Source organism: Dysgonomonas sp. HDW5A (assembly GCF_011299555.1).
Classification (GTDB): Bacteria; Bacteroidota; Bacteroidia; order Bacteroidales; family Dysgonomonadaceae; genus Dysgonomonas_A.
The window spans coordinates 2,897,928-2,915,978 of the sequence record NZ_CP049857.1 but is presented as its reverse complement, the minus strand read 5'-3'; the positions used below and the strand labels follow the sequence as shown (position 1 = coordinate 2,915,978).

Below are 18,051 nucleotides of genomic sequence, written 5' to 3'. Positions count from 1 at the left end.
ACATTAATACCCAAAGATTCGATCCGAATGTCGTACATAGGAGATGAGGTGGTTATTGAAGCATTCAAAAGCAACAAGAACCTGTCTCAGCTACCCATATCAGCAACCTTGGTTTCGGAACAAGATCTCAGAGAACGAAATATTACCAATATTAAAGAGATTAATGCTTTTGTCCCCAACCTTTTTATCCCCGATTACGGATCGAAAATGACTTCACCCGCATACATAAGAGGTATTGGCTCTCGTATCAACGCACCTTCGGTGGGTTTGTATGTGGACGGCGTGCCTTATTTTGACCGATCGACATTCGATATCGATATGAATGATATCGAGCGTGTTGAAATACTTAGAGGTCCTCAGGGAACTATATATGGTAGAAATACAATGGGAGGTATTATCAATGTATATACCAAATCGCCATACAAATACAAAGAAACCAACCTGCATCTGGGTACAGGTAACTACGACAGATACGAATTAGCTGCATCGCACTATGGCAATATAAACAACACCTTGGGATATTCTCTTGTAGGAAGCGTATTACACACAGGTGGTTATTTTACCAACCAATATACAGGCAAAAAAGCAGATCCGATGGATGCTGCCACCGGCCGTATGCGATTGAGTTGGAAAATTATGCCGCAATTATATATGCATTTAACTTCGGCTTACGAATATTCGGATCAGGGAGGATATCCATACGGAATCTACAATCCGGATAATAATACAGTAAAAGATGTAAATTATAACGAGCCATCGTCGTTTCGCCGTAATATGTCGACCAATGGTTTGAATGTTGAATATACGACCGATAAGTTTAAACTAGGTTCAATGACTTCGTTTCAATTTTATGACGGAAAACAACTTATCGATCAAGACTTTACTGCTGAAGATTTATATTTCGTGAAATTTTATCAGCTTCAACGGATGTATTCTGAGGAAATTAACATCAAATCAATAACAAAAAGCAATTATCAATGGCAGTTCGGTGCATTTGGTTTTTATCAGGATTACAGCACTAATTACAATATAGACTACCGTACTACAGGTATGCAAACCCTACAAAATGCAAATACACCAACCAAAGGTGCTGCATTTTACCATCAGTCTATATTCAATAATCTGTTGACCAAAGGACTTTCTCTTACATTAGGTTTACGTTACGATTGGGAAGAGGCACGCATGCATACCATTATCAATAATCACATGCCGGATAATACAGTTAAACAAACATTGGATGCTAGAGAGAAAGATAGTTATTCGCAATGGACTCCTAAGGCTGCGCTTCAATACTCTTTCGAGAATGATAATATAGTATATTTTTCGGCAACCAAAGGTTTCAAATCAGGTGGATTTAATACCACTGCAGTGAATGAGGCTGACCGACCTTTTAAATCGGAAAGCAGCTGGAGCTACGAATTGGGATCGAAAGCCAACTTCTTCGATAAGTTTCTTCAAACGGAAGTCAGCTTATTTTACATCAATTGGAAAGATCAGCAACTGTCGCAACTACAAACTCAAGGTTATTATATACGTAATGCAGGAAAATCGGTCAGCAAAGGGTTTGAAGCAACAGCTCAAATTAATGCCCTCGACAATCTGAACTTTCAATTGACTTACGGATATACACATGCTACTTTTAAGGAATACATATATAACGTCAAAGACAAAATAGATTATTCGGGCAATTTCTTGCCGATGGTTCCCCGTAATACTTTTTCGGTGGCAGCCAATTACAGTATCAATGTAAAAACCGATTTTCTACAAAAGATAATACTCAACACTCAGTATACAGGTTTGGGTACAATCTACTGGAATGATACCAATACTGCCTCTCAGCCATTTTACGGTATAGTGAATGCCCGAACATCATTCCTGATGAATAAGGTTTCATTAGACCTTTGGGCTAAAAATATCGGAGGTAAAGACTATGTATCGTATTATTTCACATCGATGGGCAGTACATTTGCTCAGGCAGGTAAACCGTTTACCTTCGGTGTAGATTTACGATTGAAATTTTAAAAGTTACACAACTATTTTATAAGAAAGCAATAATGGAAACGTTATTGCTTTCCTTTTTTAGATCTCAGACCTCTTTATTGTCCATTCCAAATATAGTTTTAAAGTACTATTTTCCTAACGCACCCTTTGGGTTTGTTTTTCATTTTGCCTTGATGCAAAACGAAACAAAAGATCAAGACTGTGCCTTTTACCCGACCCGCTACGGACTCGAAAGCTAAAACAAAAGAAAACATTTAACGATAATATCCTTTTGTTTCTTAACGCTTTTATTCGCCCTACGGGTGCTCCGTGCAACCGACAAGGTCGAGTAGCCAGAAGGACAAAAGCCATTTGTAGGCGTCAGCTCGAGTGCATCAGTGGAGTAGCCGTTGGCTGACAAGCGAAACGGGCGTAAAACTAAACGTGCCATAAGGCAGTAGGTTTAGTTTAGGCTGCAAGCTAAAGTCAGACAGGCGAGCCACGCAGTACAAAGCCTTTTTGATTCCTTTTGCGGCTTTGGGCAAAAGGAATACAAGCAATCTTCGATTGTGCGTAGAAGAATAAATGTAAGAAAAGCTCAACAACCGATAATTATAACTTTAAATACAACATCAAATACTTTCTGTTACGTATAATAATTCAATTCATCACATCTAGTGATTGGCAAGCCCGATTGTATTTTGTATTTTTGTAAAATTGAGGTTTAAGACCTTTTTGATATTATGGCAAGTATACCGACAAAAGATCACTATATCATTGAAACACGCCATTCAATATTATCTTTTGCTTAATAAATGATCACTAGAATTGACCTTTCGAAATGGATATAAATAAGAACCTGCAAAATGGAGGTAAACTGTTCACGTTTCTGAGCCTATACATTGCTCAGACTATTCCCATGAGCTTTTTCTCTACCATTCTGCCTGTATTGATGCGTCAGCAGGATTATTCGCTCGAAACCATCGGTATGCTTCAGTTTCTGAAACTGCCGTGGGTGCTGAAGTTTCTCTGGTCACCTGCTATTGATAGAAGCTGTCATACCTTAAACGATTACAAGCGATGGATATTTTCATCCGAATTGATTTATGCAGTTATCATTCTGGCGATTTCATTTCTCGATCTCGAAACCAATATATACACCATTATCATACTCATTGTATTTGCCTTTACTGCTTCTGCCACTCAGGATATTGCTACCGATGCCCTTGCCGTACTATCATTCAGCAAGAAAGACAAAAGTCTGGTAAACAGTATGCAATCGGTAGGAAGTTTTGCAGGAGCAATGATCGGAGGAGGTGTATTGCTGCTTCTTTATCATAAACTGGGATGGAATCAGTTACTCCCCTATCTGGCAATATTTGTGGTCGTAGCACTTATTCCTCTAATGCTTTTCAAGAAAAAACAGGTAGAAGAACCTCAGGAACGAAAAAAATATGCTCCACCTCACCCCGATGACCTTTTGGGATTTTTCAAGCAAAAAGGTATCTGGAAACAAATCCTCTTCCTCTTTCTATATTATGCTGGATTGATCGGTACATTGGCTATGCTAAAACCCATGCTGGTCGATTATGGTTACAGCATGAAGCAGATTGGCGTAATGTCGGGAGTTATCGGAACATCCATCGGTTGTGTCGGGTCATTAACAGGAGGTTTTATTGTCCGCAAAATAGGATGCTACATTCCACGTATTGTTTTTGCCGTATTTATACTGGCAACTACCGTATATTTCTATCTGCTGGTGACACACCTTGCTGTAAATACCGCCACCCTGCATTTGGGAATCACCCTCCTATGGGGTAGTTACGGTATGGCAACCATTGTAGTATACACCACATCGATGTATTGTGTACGAGAGGGTTACGAAGGAACCGACTTTACTCTGCAAACCGTTATCACCCATCTTAGTGGTATGTTGATGGCAGCAGGAGCCGGAAAAATAGCCGGGATGTATGGCTATGCCAACCTGTTTTTGTTCGAAAGTTGTATCGCCGTAACTTCATTGCTGTATATATTGGCGACATTCAAAAAAGAGAAAAAAGATGAAACAAGAATTATTAGATAAATACAGTGTTGCTGTACCTCGCTATACGAGTTATCCACCTGCGAATTTCTTTACCGACGGCTTTTCAGTCAACGATTACAGAACAGCCATAGAGGAATCGAACACGCAGCAACCCGAACATATATCGTTTTACATTCACATTCCGTTTTGCTACAAGATGTGCCACTATTGCGGATGCAATGCCCTATTATTGGAAAACAAGACAGTAGTAGCTTCGTATATGGATGCCTTGAAACGTGAGATAGAAATGGTTCTGCCCCTACTCGATCACAACCGCAAAATATCGCAAATACATTACGGAGGCGGAAGTCCGACCTCTCAACCGGTGTCGATGCTTAAGGAAATAAACGAAATGCTGCTCGAAGGTTTCGAAACGATAGACCGACCCGAAATAGCCATCGAATGTCATCCCGGATACTTGGATGAATCGTATTGGAACGATTTGATTGATGCAGGATTTAACCGTATCAGCTTGGGAATACAAGATTTCAATATCGATGTATTGAAAGCATCTAACCGCAAGCCATCACGAATGCCTGTTGCTGACATTGTTCAATTACTCAAATCGAAAGGTGTAGCCGTAAATATGGATTTTATCTACGGATTGCCACTGCAAACAGCCGAATCGTTTGCCGATACCATCAAGCAAGCAATAGAAATACATCCTGATAGATTAGTTACCTTTTCGTATGCTCACGTGCCTTGGGTAAACCCGGCAATGATGAATCTCGAAAAGCTTGGTTTGCCTACTCCGCAGGATAAAAACAAAATATACGAAACAGCCAAGCATCTACTGAACGATGCAGGGTATAAAACCGTTGGTCTCGATCATTTTGTACAGCCTAATGACGAACTATACATTGCCCAGAAAACGAAAGCTTTACATCGTAATTTTCAAGGATATTGTACTCGCCGTACCACAGGGCAGGTGTATGCATTCGGTGTAACAGGCATCAGCCAATTAACTTCGGCATACAGCCAGAATACCAAAGACCTGAAAACCTATATTGAACAAGTGAATAATGGAGAACTTCCCGTTCTGAAAGGTTACAGATTGAACAGCGATGAACAGATTACACGTGAGGTAATCACCTCATTGATGTGTAATTACGAAATAATCTGGACGGATCTGGCTTCACTTTTAAACAGATCGGTTGACGAGATAAAAGGTGCACTCAATTACAACGAAGATAATTTGAAGGCTTTTGCAGAGGATGGAATTATAGAGTTTACATCCGATTATATCCGCATTCTACCCGACGCTACACCCTTTGTTCGTAATATTGCGGCATCATTAGATAAACTGATGATGAATACAGATAAACGTTTCTCGAAAGTGGGGTAACACAAATAAAATAACAAAAAACAAAGCAACTTATTTAACACCAATTTCTATGACAAAAAAAGACCTGATCAGACTAGTTATCAAACTAATGGGAGTTTTGGCACTCCTTAATTCATTGCCCGCATTGATCGGACAATTTGCATTCATTGCTGGAAGTGACGACCCAAAGTTAATCCTTTGGCCGATCTTAATCCTTATTACAACCCTTGCCCTTTCTGCCCTACTTATTTTTTGTCCGGATAGTATCATCCGTTTTTTCAGACTAGACAAAGGCTTTGATGACGATCAAATAAAGCTCGATCAGTTGAAGTCTGAGAAATTGATAAGCATCGCAGTTCTTATTATTGGAGGGATGTTTATAGTACACAGCCTTGCTCCGCTTATCATTGAGTTAGGTCAAAAGATTTATGCCTCTGTGGCCGAAAAAGATCCGTTTTTCCCATCTTTTGAGAATACTGATAATACAAGATTGTATACCAATATTCTTCAAGTATTGCTAGGATTTTTTCTGATTACCAATTATCAGAGAATGACTCATTTTTTAGCTAAAAAGAGTACAGATAACGAATCAGTATAAATAAGATTATACCTGATATAAAACAAGAAATGCCCGAATATCGATTCGGGCATTTCTTGTTTTTAGTAGAGTCGTATAATTACTTTCTCTCTATTTTTTCTATATCACTTGCTTTGCTTTCAATTATCAATCCGCTAGGCAACTTTATTTGAATCTTATCGTCAGTGCTTTGGTTAGTAATTACACCATCCATTCTTGCACCATCCTTAAAATAAATAATAGCTTTATAGCCATCTTTCAGTTGTTTTTGCTCAACTTTTGCAGGAGCTGATTCTGCAGATTGCTTGCCTGTTATTGGTGCAATCACTCGCTCTTCGATTTCGTCTGCAATTACTGCTCTTTTATCTATAGGGTTCTCATTCTGAACCGTACGTTTCTGAGGTCTAGGACCGTATACATCATCATTTACAGTGCGTTCATAAGTAACTTTAGGGCCTTTGTATTCCGAATTGTCATAGTCATAACCATCCAAAGGAACATAATAAGAGGTAGTTGTAGGCGAATATATCCCAAGCGTAACGCAATTAACTAACAGGTTAAGAAAAGACTGATTCGTTTCGATCATATATCTATCACGATCTCCTACATATTTATCGGCTCGCATCTTTGCATTATTCAGAGGAATAAGTCCTGCTATCAAATGGTGATTCCAAACTGAATTAACTTTGGTCATAGGTTGATCGGGAGATACATTTCCTACTGACACCTTAGTTGTATAACATGAAGAAAATGAAACGGCAATAAAAATACCGATTAATAAAAACTTAAATTTTGGAGTCATTGTAAATAATTTATTTAGATTATGCTAGTTTTAAGGTCACAGACCTTTTTATTGCTTTGGCAAGTATAACAAATATAGATTGTTATGACTATAAAATATACCAATAAATTTTATTCTTTACTTAGAAAAGCGGCAAAGATACTTTTTTATTGAAAAGAATCTTAAAAAAATATTCTTTTTACTTCTTTTTCTAAATAGAATGATGCAATAGGCTTATTCCTTTATGTCATTTTTATTCAGCTTACTATGCTTAATACCATAACAGAAATAGATAACAAAGCCTATCACACTCCAAATTATCAATCTCACCCATGTGCTTAAGGGCAAAGCAACCATTTGCAGCAAACATATTGCAGCACCTAAAAGCGGAACAAAGGGCACAAAAGGTGTTTTGAATGGACGTTTCAAATTGGGTTGAGTCTTTCTCAGTACAACGATAGAGATACATACCACCATAAATGCCATAAGTGTACCTATCGATACCAATTCACTCAACACATTCAAGGGAAACAAACCTGCAAACAGTCCTGTAATGAGACTGGCAAAAATAGTTGAGTTTTGGGGTATACCGTGTTTAGGATTTATCTTCGAGAAAAATCGGGGAAGCAACCCGTCTTTTGATATTATATAATAGATACGAGACTGAGCCAACATCATCACCAGAATTACGGATGTTAGTCCGGCAATAGCTCCCAGTTTTACAAATGGACTCAACCATGCTAAACTTTGACCTGTACGGTCAATAGCCAATGCAATAGGTGCAGCAACATCCAGCTCTTTATAATTAACAATACCGGTCAAAACCGCAGTTACGCAAACATACAATATAGCACACACAAGCAACGAGATAAGTATACCTTTGGGCATATCTTTCTGCGGATTTTTAGCTTCCTGAGCTGCTGTTGACAGAGCATCGAAACCCAGATAAGCATAAAAGACCACACCGGCTCCACGCAAAATCCCACTCCAGCCAAAGCTTCCAAATTCACCTGTATTTTCGGGAATATAAGGACTCCAGTTAGTAACATCGATATGAGAAAGGCCAAATCCGATAAAGAGAAGAATTACACTTACTTTAATCACAACAATTATATTGTTTATAAATGCCGATTGTTTGATACCTCCCAATAAAAAGACGGTTATTATGGCTATAATAAATACTGCCGGAAAATTAAAGAAACTACCTGTCATTATCCACCCTTCGGAAGTATGATCGAAAGTAGCATAGGACAAGTGCCACGGTATATGTATCCCCCACCCTTCGCAGAGGCTCATCATATATCCCGACCAACCAACGGCAACACTCGAGCAGGCAAACAAGTATTCAAGAATAAGAATCCAACCGATGAACCAAGCTAAAACCTCGCCCATTGTTGTATAGCTATACGAATATACACTTCCGGCAACAGGAATCATTGCTGCAAATTCGGCATAACACAATCCTGCCAATACACAGCAAAGTGCCGAGAGAAGAAACGAAATGGTTAAAGCCGGACCTGCATAATTAGCTGCAGCTGTTCCCGTAATAACAAATATACCTGTACCGACTATTGCTCCAATGCCCAGTGTTACAAGGTTGGCTGCCGACAAACTTCTTCTCAGACCATCGTTTTTTCCCTCTGCCTCACGTAGTATAGCCGCAATGTCTTTTTTCTTGAATAAACGCTCAAACATATGTTCTTAAGGTATTTGAAATAGATAATCGGCAAAAGTAAGAAAATAAGATGACCCAAATAGCCTATTATAAGGGCTTAATTGACAGTAAGCCGTTTTTTTCAATGAATAGATTGAGTCCATTCATTAAAAATACTATTAAGCCCTCATCGCTTTTTACTGATTTAACAAATGTAACTGTAAAGCGTATGTATAGCTAAAAGCGAGAATAAAAAACACATATTACTAAATAACAAACAAATAGATAAAACAAGAACAATACTCTCACTATTTAAGACATAAAACATAGTTACAAACAAAACACCTACAGGGAAGTTTATAAACTCTCTAAAAAAATAAATATCTTTGATGCCACAAAAGAAAAAAATACTCCGTCCGAATAAAATATCCTTAACTATTACAATTGCAGATGAGTAAACGTACAACCAGAGAGAATAGAACTTGTGAGAATTGCGGAAGATTTGTTGCCGAGAGCTTTTGTCCTCGTTGCGGACAAGAAAATACTGAAGTTCGCCAGTCATTCATTCATCTGTTTAAACATTTTATCTCAGACTTATTGCACTACGACAGCTCATTCTGGTCTACCATCAAACTATTGCTGTTTTCACCTGCCACATTATCGAAAGCATATATTACGGGAAAACGCAAATCGTATGTCGATCCTATAAAACTGTATATATTTATAAGCTTCATCGCATTTTTCATTCCCGGTATTTTACCGGAAAAATCGGATAAAAAGCAATATATAACTGTAAACATCGGAAACATAGATCTTTCGGTTAAAGATGTTAATAAAGTCACCGGGTTACAAACTGAATATCCCGTACACACTCTTGCGCAATTAGATTCTTTAGATCAAATTAAAAATATACCAATCCGTGAATATTATAAAACAAAGTTGGCTTTAAAAGCTTCTGAGAGTAAAGACAGCGATAAACAAAAAAGAATCAATGAATTTATTTTGCACAACCTTCCCAAAGTGTTATTTATTTACATGCCTATCTTTGCTTTTTGGTTGTGGTTGTTTCATAACAAAAAGAAGTTTATATACTTCGACAGCGGTATCTTTACCTTGCATTATTTCTCGTTTCTTCTTTTAGTAATAACCATTCTCAATATATGTGAGACAGCTTTCGAATGGATACATTTACCTAACATGGTCTCAATGATTGTAACTGCTGCGATCTTCGTCTATGCCATTCTTTATTTTTTCAGGGCACATCGCCTATTTTACGATGAAAAACGATACATCGCGAATATAAAAGGAGCCGTAATCATTTTAATCGATATTGTTTTAATTTTGATAACATTCATCATTTTCACTCTTTTAGCTATATTCATTGCTTGAATTATATATCAACAAAAAGTGTTATCCGGGTATTAAATAATAGCATTAAAACTGCGAATGAATTACTTTTAGTAAAAGTTAAACATTTCATCTATCAATATTAGATAAAATCTATCAACATATCTATCATTTTAGTATATTTGCATCCAAACTAATAACTTATGAATAGAATCGTACGTAAAGAATACTTCTCGCCTAAGGTGGTAGAGTTCGTAGTAGAGGCTCCACTTATAGCACGCAGCCGCAAAGCCGGACACTTTGTTATTGTTAAGGTTGGCGACAAAGGTGAACGTATTCCACTAACCATCGCTAAATCGGATACCGAAAAAGGAACTATTTCGCTCGTCATTCAAAATGTAGGAGCATCAAGTGAAAAAATCTGCAACCTCGAAGCAGGAGATTATATTACCGATCTTGTAGGACCACTGGGTAGAGCTACTCACATCGAGAACTTTGGAACAGTAGTTTGTGCCGGAGGAGGTGTAGGTATTGCACCCATGTTACCCATTATCGAAGCTATGAAAAAAGCCGGCAACCGTGTAATATCAGTACTTGCTGCACGTACTAAAGATTTGGTTATTCTCGAAGAACAGGTAGCCGAATATTCGGACGAAGTAATAGTTATGACTGACGATGGTTCGTACGGACAAAAAGGATTAGTTACTAATGGTGTAGAATCGGTTATCAACCGCGAAAAGGTAGACATGTGTGTTACCATAGGACCTGCCATTATGATGAAATTTGTATCGCTTCTTACCGAAAAGTACAATGTTCCGACAATGGCTTCACTGAATACCATAATGGTAGACGGAACAGGTATGTGTGGTGCATGTCGTATATCGGTAGATGGAAAAACACGTTTTGTATGTGTTGACGGACCTGAATTTGATGCGCACAAAGTTGATTTCGACGAAATGTTGATGCGACTAAAAGCCTATAATTAACAGAACAATAGTATCAGCAGTGACGTATTGAATATGCTCACATGCTAAATTATTTATTATTTTCGGGCGTATACAATACGTCCCTACCCAAACCTAAAACTATCAGGAAAAAGATGACACGTCAAGAATATATGAAACAAAAATGGGGTGAGCCATGGCGCAGCGAATTACGTAAAAGCGTAAAAGCTAAAGAACGTGCCGACCGTCCCCGTGTACACATGCCCGAACTGGATGCAGAATACCGCAGCCACAAACTGAAAGAAGAAGTAAATCAGGGACTTTCGCAAGAACAGGCTATCTTCGAAGCAGGTCGCTGCCTCGATTGTGCCAATCCTACTTGTGTTACAGGATGTCCTGTTGAAATAAATATACCCACATTCATTAAGAATATAGAGAGAGGCGAGTTTGTTGAAGCTGCCCGAACTTTAAAAGAAACGAGTGCATTACCTGCTGTTTGCGGACGGGTTTGCCCACAGGAAAAACAATGTGAGGCACAATGTATCTATGTTAAGAAGATGGGTAAAGAAGCTGTAGGAATCGGTTACTTAGAACGCTTTGCTGCCGATTACGAACGCCTCAACGGAATAGTATCTGCCCCCGAGATGCCTGTATGCAACGGTACTAAAATAGCTGTTGTAGGATCGGGACCTGCCGGGCTTTCATTTGCAGGAGACATGGCAAAAAGAGGCTACGATGTTACCGTATTCGAAGCTTTACACGAAATAGGCGGTGTATTGAAATATGGTATTCCCGAATTTCGTTTACCAAACGAAATAGTGGATGTCGAAATAGACGTATTACGCAGTATAGGAGTTAAATTCATTAAGAATTGCATTGTAGGAAAAACCATCAGCCACGAAGACCTACGCAACGAGGGTTTCAAAGGTATATTTGTAGCAAGTGGTGCAGGACTGCCCAACTTCATGAATATTCCGGGCGAAAACCTGATCGGAGTGATGTCGGCAAATGAATTTCTTACACGTGTCAACCTAATGGATGCTTCGAACCCTGAGAGCGACACCCCTGTTCAAATGGGTAAAAAGGTAGCTATCATCGGAGCAGGTAATACAGCTATGGATGCTGTGCGTACGGCTCGCCGACTGGGTGCTGAGCGTGCCATGGTAGTATATCGCCGTTCGGATGAAGAGATGCCCGCCCGTCTCGAAGAAGTGAAACATGCCAAAGAGGAAGGTATCGAATTCCTTACGCTTCACAATCCGATTTGTTACGAAGGTGACGACAAAGGACGTGTGCAACGCATGCTTCTTCAAAAAATGGAATTAGGAGAGCCTGATCCTTCGGGACGTCGCAAGCCTGTTCCTATCAAAGACGCAACCGAATGGGTTGAGGTAGATGAGGTTATTGTAAGCGTTGGAGTATCTCCAAACCCACTTATCCCTTCTTCGTTCTCAGGACTGGAAGTAACTAAATGGGGAACGGTAGTTATCAATCAGGACACTATGCAAACTCATCTCTCGGATGTATATGCCGGTGGCGATATTGTACGTGGTGGTGCAACAGTTATCCTGGCTATGGGAGACGGTCGCAAGGCTGCCGCAGCAATGGACGAGGCTTTGACAGCAAACTAAAGGCCGTAACCTTTTTTATTGAGGTCAGCATAAATAAAGAAAAAGAGATTTAATCTCATTTACATAATAAAAGCCTGAGCTATTGATATAAGCTCAGGCTTTTTCATTTTCTTTACATCTACAAAAAACAACACACTATGATTCGATTAACTCTATTATTCGGTGTATTATTTTTATTGTCAAGCTGTTCTAAAAGCAAAGAACAAGTCTTAGCTGAGCAAACTCAAGCAAGCATGGCATGTGATACTTCTGCCCATTTTCAATATATGGAACTTTTCACACTTGGAGATCTTCTTTGGGATTCTCAGGCATATGACAAGGGTAAAAATATGTATCGCTTTACTTTCGAAAATACAACTAAAGTGTATTGTGCACCTAACAGCGAAGGTTCGGTAATAGCTACACTTGCCCCTTTTTCGTTTATAACACTCATACGTGAGGGTATTGACCCCGAAACAGATATAAAATGGTATCAGATAAAATTCAATAACGGACTTGGCGATACTTATCTAGGTGGTATAGGCTATATAAAAGACGAAAATATTGATCTCGGAAACACGTATACCCAATTTATTCTAGGTCAAAATTCGGTAGAAGAAACTATATACGACCAACCCGGCTATCGGTTCAAGCTGGTATATACGCCTCGTGAATACTCATGGCAACCGATATCGTTATCCGACACCCTATCTACTGTAGTTAATTTGGCAGGAATAGATTACTACAATCATTTTACAATTGAAGATATAAATACTGCTTTGAAAGGCGAGCCTAAGATTGTCAAAATATACTGGCATCATGGCGAGAGTTGCCCTGAGTCGGACGGAAATGTCTTCATTGCCAAATCGGATAATAAACTTATTGAATTGATACAAGGATTCGGCACAGGAGAGTATGGCTATGAGGAATATACTAAGGTGTATTTCCCTGTAAAATTGAATAATGGGAAAACGTTATTAATTGAAAATGCCGATGTCCATAATATGTTTAATGAGTACAATCAAACCTTCAACACATTCGATTATCCATCGGATTGCGGCATACCGATAGAAGAACTCATCGTTGCCAGCGAGCATGAAGCACAAGCAAAAGACGATGGTCAAGGAAACTATGTGGAAGATAAAAACGGAAATCCCATAATGGAAACTTTATACAAAAAAGTACGATATTACCATTGGGATGGTAAAAATATCAAGCTAGCCAAAGAAATCATATACAAAGACAGAGCTGATAATACGAATGAAAACTAAAATTTAATTATCGGCGAATATCCTGTTTTTTTGACTAGTTCCTGACCTTGCGGCGACAGTATAAATTCGATAAATTTTGCTACATTTTCATTTCGAGTATCAGTCGTTATAGCATAAAAGTCGCCTACAAAAGGATAAGTATTGTCGGCAATTGTAGTGCGGTCGGGATACTATCAAATCTCAACTCTTACAACCTCACATTATCAAATCATAAACAGAGTATAACCTTAAATATTTCAATAATTACGAATATAGGGAGCAAATATTAGATCTTTTCATTATATTTATATTTAATAAATCACAGTAAAAATGAAAAAGATAAAAGCTATTTTAGGTTTATTTCTGCTTTGTGTCGTTATGCTAGCTGCATGCAAGCAAAATACAAAAGTGCAAGACAATACACAAATACCTAAAGAAGAGGTAACCAAAAAGAAAATATTATTTGTAGTAACCAGTCACGACAAAAAAGGCAATACAGGAGAACCTACAGGCTTCTACTTATCGGAAGTTTCACATCCTTGGCATGTATTACATGAAGCGGGTTACGAAATAGACTTTGTTAGTCCTCTAGGAGGAAAAGCTCCGGTTGATGGGTTCGATCTAAACGATTCCATTAATAAAAATTTTTGGGACAATAAAGAGTACCACGAAAAGATAGAGAATACGATGAAACCTACTGAAGTTATTCCCGACAATTATGTGTCAATTTTCTATGCAGGAGGACATGGTACCATGTGGGACTTTGCTGATAATAAGGAACTGGCAGCAATTGCAGCAAAAATTTACGAAAACAAAGGAGTTGTAGCAGCGGTATGCCATGGTCCTGCCGGACTTGTTAATATCAAATTGAGTGATGGGCAATATCTAGTCAACAATAAAAAAATAAACAGCTTTACAAACGAAGAAGAAGCTGCAGTAAAACTCGATAACATCGTTCCCTTTCTTTTAGAAAGCAAATTGATTGAACGTGGAGCAATATTCGAAAAATCAGCACCTTTTACTCCCCATGTTACAGTTGACCAAAGGGTAATCACCGGCCAGAATCCTCAATCAGCTCAAGGTGTCGGCGAAGCTATTCTTAAAGAATTAAACAAAAACGATAAATAAAGAAGACTAAATTATACATATATATATAAAAGGCTGAATTATCACATAATAATTCAGCCTTTTCTCATCCCCTTTATTTCCACCAATAAAAAGTGACAACAGAGATTGTAACTTTAAATATCTCAATAATTACGGATATAGGAAGCCAATATTAGATTTTTTCATTATATTTATATTTCTAGTGATTACAAAGTATTTATCAAAGCAACAAAAAAGGTTCAAGTCCTTAAAACACAAAATCGGCTTGTATTATGCTAAAAATAATATTCACAGAACTGGTAAAAAAATATACGACAGATGATTTGTTATGCAAACAACTTTGGAATGAAGTTGTTATCAACTATTGTGATGCGGGACGTTATTATCATAACTTAAACCATCTGGAAGCTATTATAGGCGAATTATCCGATGTCAGAGATCGCATTCCGCAATGGGACACAGCTCTGTTTTCGGTTTTTTACCATGATATTGTATATAATGCGCTACGCAGTGATAACGAAGCACAGAGTGCTGATAAAGCACAAATGAGACTACATGAAATGGGCTTCCCTAAAGATCAGACAACACAATGTGTACTCCAGATTTTGGCGACTAAAGGGCATGAGCCGGGCAATGATTTGACGACTCAACTATTTATCGATGCCGATTTAGCAATTCTGGGTAAAGCTCCTAAAAAATATACCGAATATTCGGAGAACTTACGCAAAGAATTTTTTGTTTATACAGATGGTGAGTATAAAGCAGGAAGAAAAAAAGTCTTGAAGTATTTTCTGGCTATGGATCGCATTTTTAAATCGGAACATTTTTATAACAAATACGAAAGGCAAGCCCGGATAAATATAGAGGCAGAATTGAGTTCGTTATAAAAACTGAAAAAAGAAATTATTATTTGAAGTTACTTATATAATGATTGCCCCGTCTGTTCTTGCTTGCAAAAGCAGGGACAGACTTTTTTTAAGTAATCCGTCTATTGACTAAGAAGTAGGAAACCTCACAAAAAATCTAGGGTCATAAGCTTTCGCCTACAACCCTAAACACACCATGAATATATTAAGAAGGTCTAAGACCTTACTTTAATTCGAATGCTACTTTTCCACGTATATCTGTAGAAGAAGCACCGATTACAGCTTCAAATGTGCCCGGTTCGGCAACCCATTCCTGACGAGTATCGTCATAGAATTTCAGTTTTTCGGCATCTATTACAAAGCTTACGTTTTTTTCTTCACCCGGATTAAGAGCTATTTTACTGAAACCTTTCAGTTCTTTAACCGGACGTGGTAATGACGATTTTAGATCGCTGATGTACAATTGTACAACTTCTTCACCTTTACGGCTTCCTACGTTTTTAACGGGAACGGTTACTGTTACTGTTCCATTGGCAGACATTGTTTTATTATCTACAGCTACTTTTCCGTATTGAAATTTAGTATAGCTCAATCCATGTCCAAAGCTGAACAATGGTTTGATCTTTTCTTTATCAGCCCAACGATATCCTACAAAAATACCTTCGTTGTATGTAACGTTTACATTATCTCCCGGATATTCGCCCAAAGCATGTGCGCTGTTATCTTTAAGAGCAATGGGGAAAGTCATCGGTAGTTTTCCCGAAGGATTTACATCACCTACTAATATCGAAGCTAATGCTTTTCCGGCAGCACTACCATTGTACCATCCTTGAACAATTGCTGGAACCTGAGCTACCCAAGGCATTGCCACAGCATTACCAGAAATCAATACTACAGCCAGATTTTTGTTTGCTTTAGCTAATTCTCCTATCAATTTATCCTGATCGTATGGTAATCCTAAATCAGCACGGTCGTTACCTTCGCAATCTTGTCCGTCATCTTTGTTCAAACCACCGATGAATACCACAAAATCAGCGTCTTTAGCTACTTTAACAGCTTCTGCTAACAACTCGGCTACCGAACGTGTTTCGGTCAGATCTTGTCCTGTGCTTAAGCCATCTTGTTGAGTAGATTTACCGCCTACATATCCACGTGCATAAACTACTTCTGATTGAGTTCCTACACGATCCAGAAGACCTTGTAATGGAGATATTTCATATCTTACTTTCAGAGAAGAACTTCCTCCCCCTACAGTCATTACTTTGATTGCATTTTCACCTATAACCGCAATTTTCTTTGTTTTGCTTAGATCGATAGGTAATACATTATTGTTGTTTTGAAGCAATACAATGCCTTGTTCAGCAATTTGTTGCCCTGCCGACATATGCTCTTCTGTACCGAAAGAACCCCAAGGTCTATTAGTATTCATATTGGTTCTGAACATAAGACGTAGTATGCGACGAACTTTATCGTTTACTAAATCTTCGCTCAATTCACCTGATTTCAACATATTAAGGAAAGGAACGGCTAAATAATACTCATCATAAGCATTGGTTTTGTTCCATCTCATACCATCTGTCCAAGTTCCCATTTCTATATCCAAACCGTTTTTAGCAGCTTGAACGGTATTATGAGTACCACCCCAGTCGGCAATTACGGCACCGTCAAATTTCCAGTCACCTTTCAACACATCGTTCAAAAGATAGGAGTTGTGACAGCAATGTTCTCCTTTATATTGATTATAAGCTCCCATCAAAGACCATACTCCGGCTTCTTCAACAGCTGCTTTAAATGCAGGAAGATAGATTTCGTGTAAAGCCCTGTCGCTTACATTTACATTGATGTGACCACGTGCTATTTCTTGATTGTTTAATGCAAAGTGTTTTACACAAGCTGCAACACCATTCGATTGTACTCCTTTGATATAAGGAACAGCCATGCGTGATGCCAAGAAAGGATCTTCGCCCATGTACTCGAAATTACGACCATTAAGTGGAGTTCTGTAAATATTTACACCCGGTCCTAACAGAACGTCTTTCTTTCTGTAACGAGCCTCTTCTCCTATTACTTTTCCGTAAAGAGCTGCCATCTCGGGATTCCAGGTAGCAGCCAAAGCTGTCAGAGCAGGAAATGCTATACACGAGTCATTTGTCCAACCGGCATTGTCCCATTCATCCCAAAATACTTCTGCACGTACTCCGTGAGGTCCATCGGCATGCCACAGTTCAGGAATTCCCAAACGAGGTACGCCCGGAGAACTGAACTTCGATTGTGCATGACACATCTTTACTTTCTCTTCCAATGTCATTCTCGAAAGAGCATCTTCTATACGTTGTTCTACCGGCTTTGTTTCGTCCAGATAGATCGGTGCTTTGTTTTGCCCAAACATTGGCAGAGCAAACAAACTCAAAATGAAAGCACTTTTTAAAATTTTCATATTACTTTATATAATAAATTTTGGATATTTTATTGTATGTGTGATCTAAGGCTTCTCAACCATTCATGACGAATCATTCTGTATACCTTTT

At 38.4% G+C, this 18,051-nt stretch carries 13 protein-coding genes; 10 read left to right on the top strand and 3 right to left on the bottom strand.

The window, feature by feature from the left end:
- Positions 1-27 precede the first annotated feature (27 nt).
- The 4 genes from G7050_RS12200 (at position 28) to G7050_RS12185 (ending at position 5,985) form a co-directional block, all read left to right on the top strand.
- A complete protein-coding gene (locus G7050_RS12200; protein ID WP_255499130.1) occupies positions 28-2,022 on the top strand; it encodes a TonB-dependent receptor in 1,995 nt (664 codons plus the stop codon).
- Positions 2,023-2,821: 799 nt separating this feature from the next.
- Positions 2,822-4,063: an MFS transporter gene (locus G7050_RS12195; protein ID WP_166115746.1), complete on the top strand. Its 1,242-nt coding sequence runs from the start codon at positions 2,822-2,824 to the stop codon at positions 4,061-4,063.
- Positions 4,041-5,408, top strand: a complete 1,368-nt coding sequence (gene hemN / locus G7050_RS12190; protein WP_166115744.1) for an oxygen-independent coproporphyrinogen III oxidase — start codon at positions 4,041-4,043, stop codon at positions 5,406-5,408. The genes G7050_RS12195 and hemN overlap by 23 nt, the downstream gene beginning before the upstream one ends.
- 49 nt (positions 5,409-5,457) lie before the next feature.
- Positions 5,458-5,985, top strand: coding sequence for a hypothetical protein (locus tag G7050_RS12185; RefSeq protein ID WP_166115742.1), 528 nt, complete (start codon positions 5,458-5,460; stop codon positions 5,983-5,985).
- Positions 5,986-6,064: 79 nt separating this feature from the next.
- Here G7050_RS12185 and G7050_RS12180 read toward each other — a convergent pair whose 3' ends face one another.
- Positions 6,065-6,766, bottom strand: coding sequence for a Bor family protein (locus G7050_RS12180; protein WP_166115740.1), 702 nt, complete (start codon positions 6,764-6,766; stop codon positions 6,065-6,067).
- A gap of 213 nt (positions 6,767-6,979) precedes the next feature.
- The gene (locus G7050_RS12175) at positions 6,980-8,440 is read right to left on the bottom strand and encodes an amino acid permease (RefSeq protein ID WP_166115738.1); all 1,461 of its coding nucleotides are present in this window, start codon (positions 8,438-8,440) and stop codon (positions 6,980-6,982) included.
- Between the two features lie 409 nt (positions 8,441-8,849).
- Between G7050_RS12175 and G7050_RS12170 the strand changes: the two genes are divergently transcribed.
- The 6 genes from G7050_RS12170 to G7050_RS12145 all read left to right on the top strand — a co-directional run bounded on the left by G7050_RS12170 (position 8,850) and on the right by G7050_RS12145 (position 15,544).
- A complete protein-coding gene (locus G7050_RS12170) occupies positions 8,850-9,788 on the top strand; it encodes a DUF3667 domain-containing protein (protein ID WP_166115736.1) in 939 nt (312 codons plus the stop codon).
- A 161-nt stretch (positions 9,789-9,949) separates the two neighbouring features.
- Positions 9,950-10,732, top strand: coding sequence for a sulfide/dihydroorotate dehydrogenase-like FAD/NAD-binding protein (locus G7050_RS12165; protein ID WP_166115735.1), 783 nt, complete (start codon positions 9,950-9,952; stop codon positions 10,730-10,732).
- A 113-nt stretch (positions 10,733-10,845) separates the two neighbouring features.
- Complete coding sequence (gltA, locus tag G7050_RS12160; RefSeq protein ID WP_166117720.1) at positions 10,846-12,321, top strand: NADPH-dependent glutamate synthase; 1,476 nt, start codon at positions 10,846-10,848, stop codon at positions 12,319-12,321.
- A 137-nt stretch (positions 12,322-12,458) separates the two neighbouring features.
- Positions 12,459-13,571 (top strand): hypothetical protein, encoded by a 1,113-nt coding sequence (locus G7050_RS12155; RefSeq protein ID WP_166115733.1) that lies wholly within the window; start codon positions 12,459-12,461, stop codon positions 13,569-13,571.
- A gap of 309 nt (positions 13,572-13,880) precedes the next feature.
- On the top strand, positions 13,881-14,678 hold the full coding sequence (locus tag G7050_RS12150; RefSeq protein ID WP_166115731.1) for a type 1 glutamine amidotransferase domain-containing protein: 798 nt from the start codon (positions 13,881-13,883) through the stop codon (positions 14,676-14,678).
- A 251-nt stretch (positions 14,679-14,929) separates the two neighbouring features.
- Positions 14,930-15,544, top strand: a complete 615-nt coding sequence (locus G7050_RS12145) for a hypothetical protein (protein WP_166115730.1) — start codon at positions 14,930-14,932, stop codon at positions 15,542-15,544.
- Between the two features lie 202 nt (positions 15,545-15,746).
- Here the strand turns inward: G7050_RS12145 and G7050_RS12140 are convergent, their stop codons facing one another.
- A complete protein-coding gene (locus G7050_RS12140; RefSeq protein WP_166115729.1) occupies positions 15,747-17,960 on the bottom strand; it encodes a glycoside hydrolase family 3 C-terminal domain-containing protein in 2,214 nt (737 codons plus the stop codon).
- Positions 17,961-18,051 lie beyond the last annotated feature (91 nt).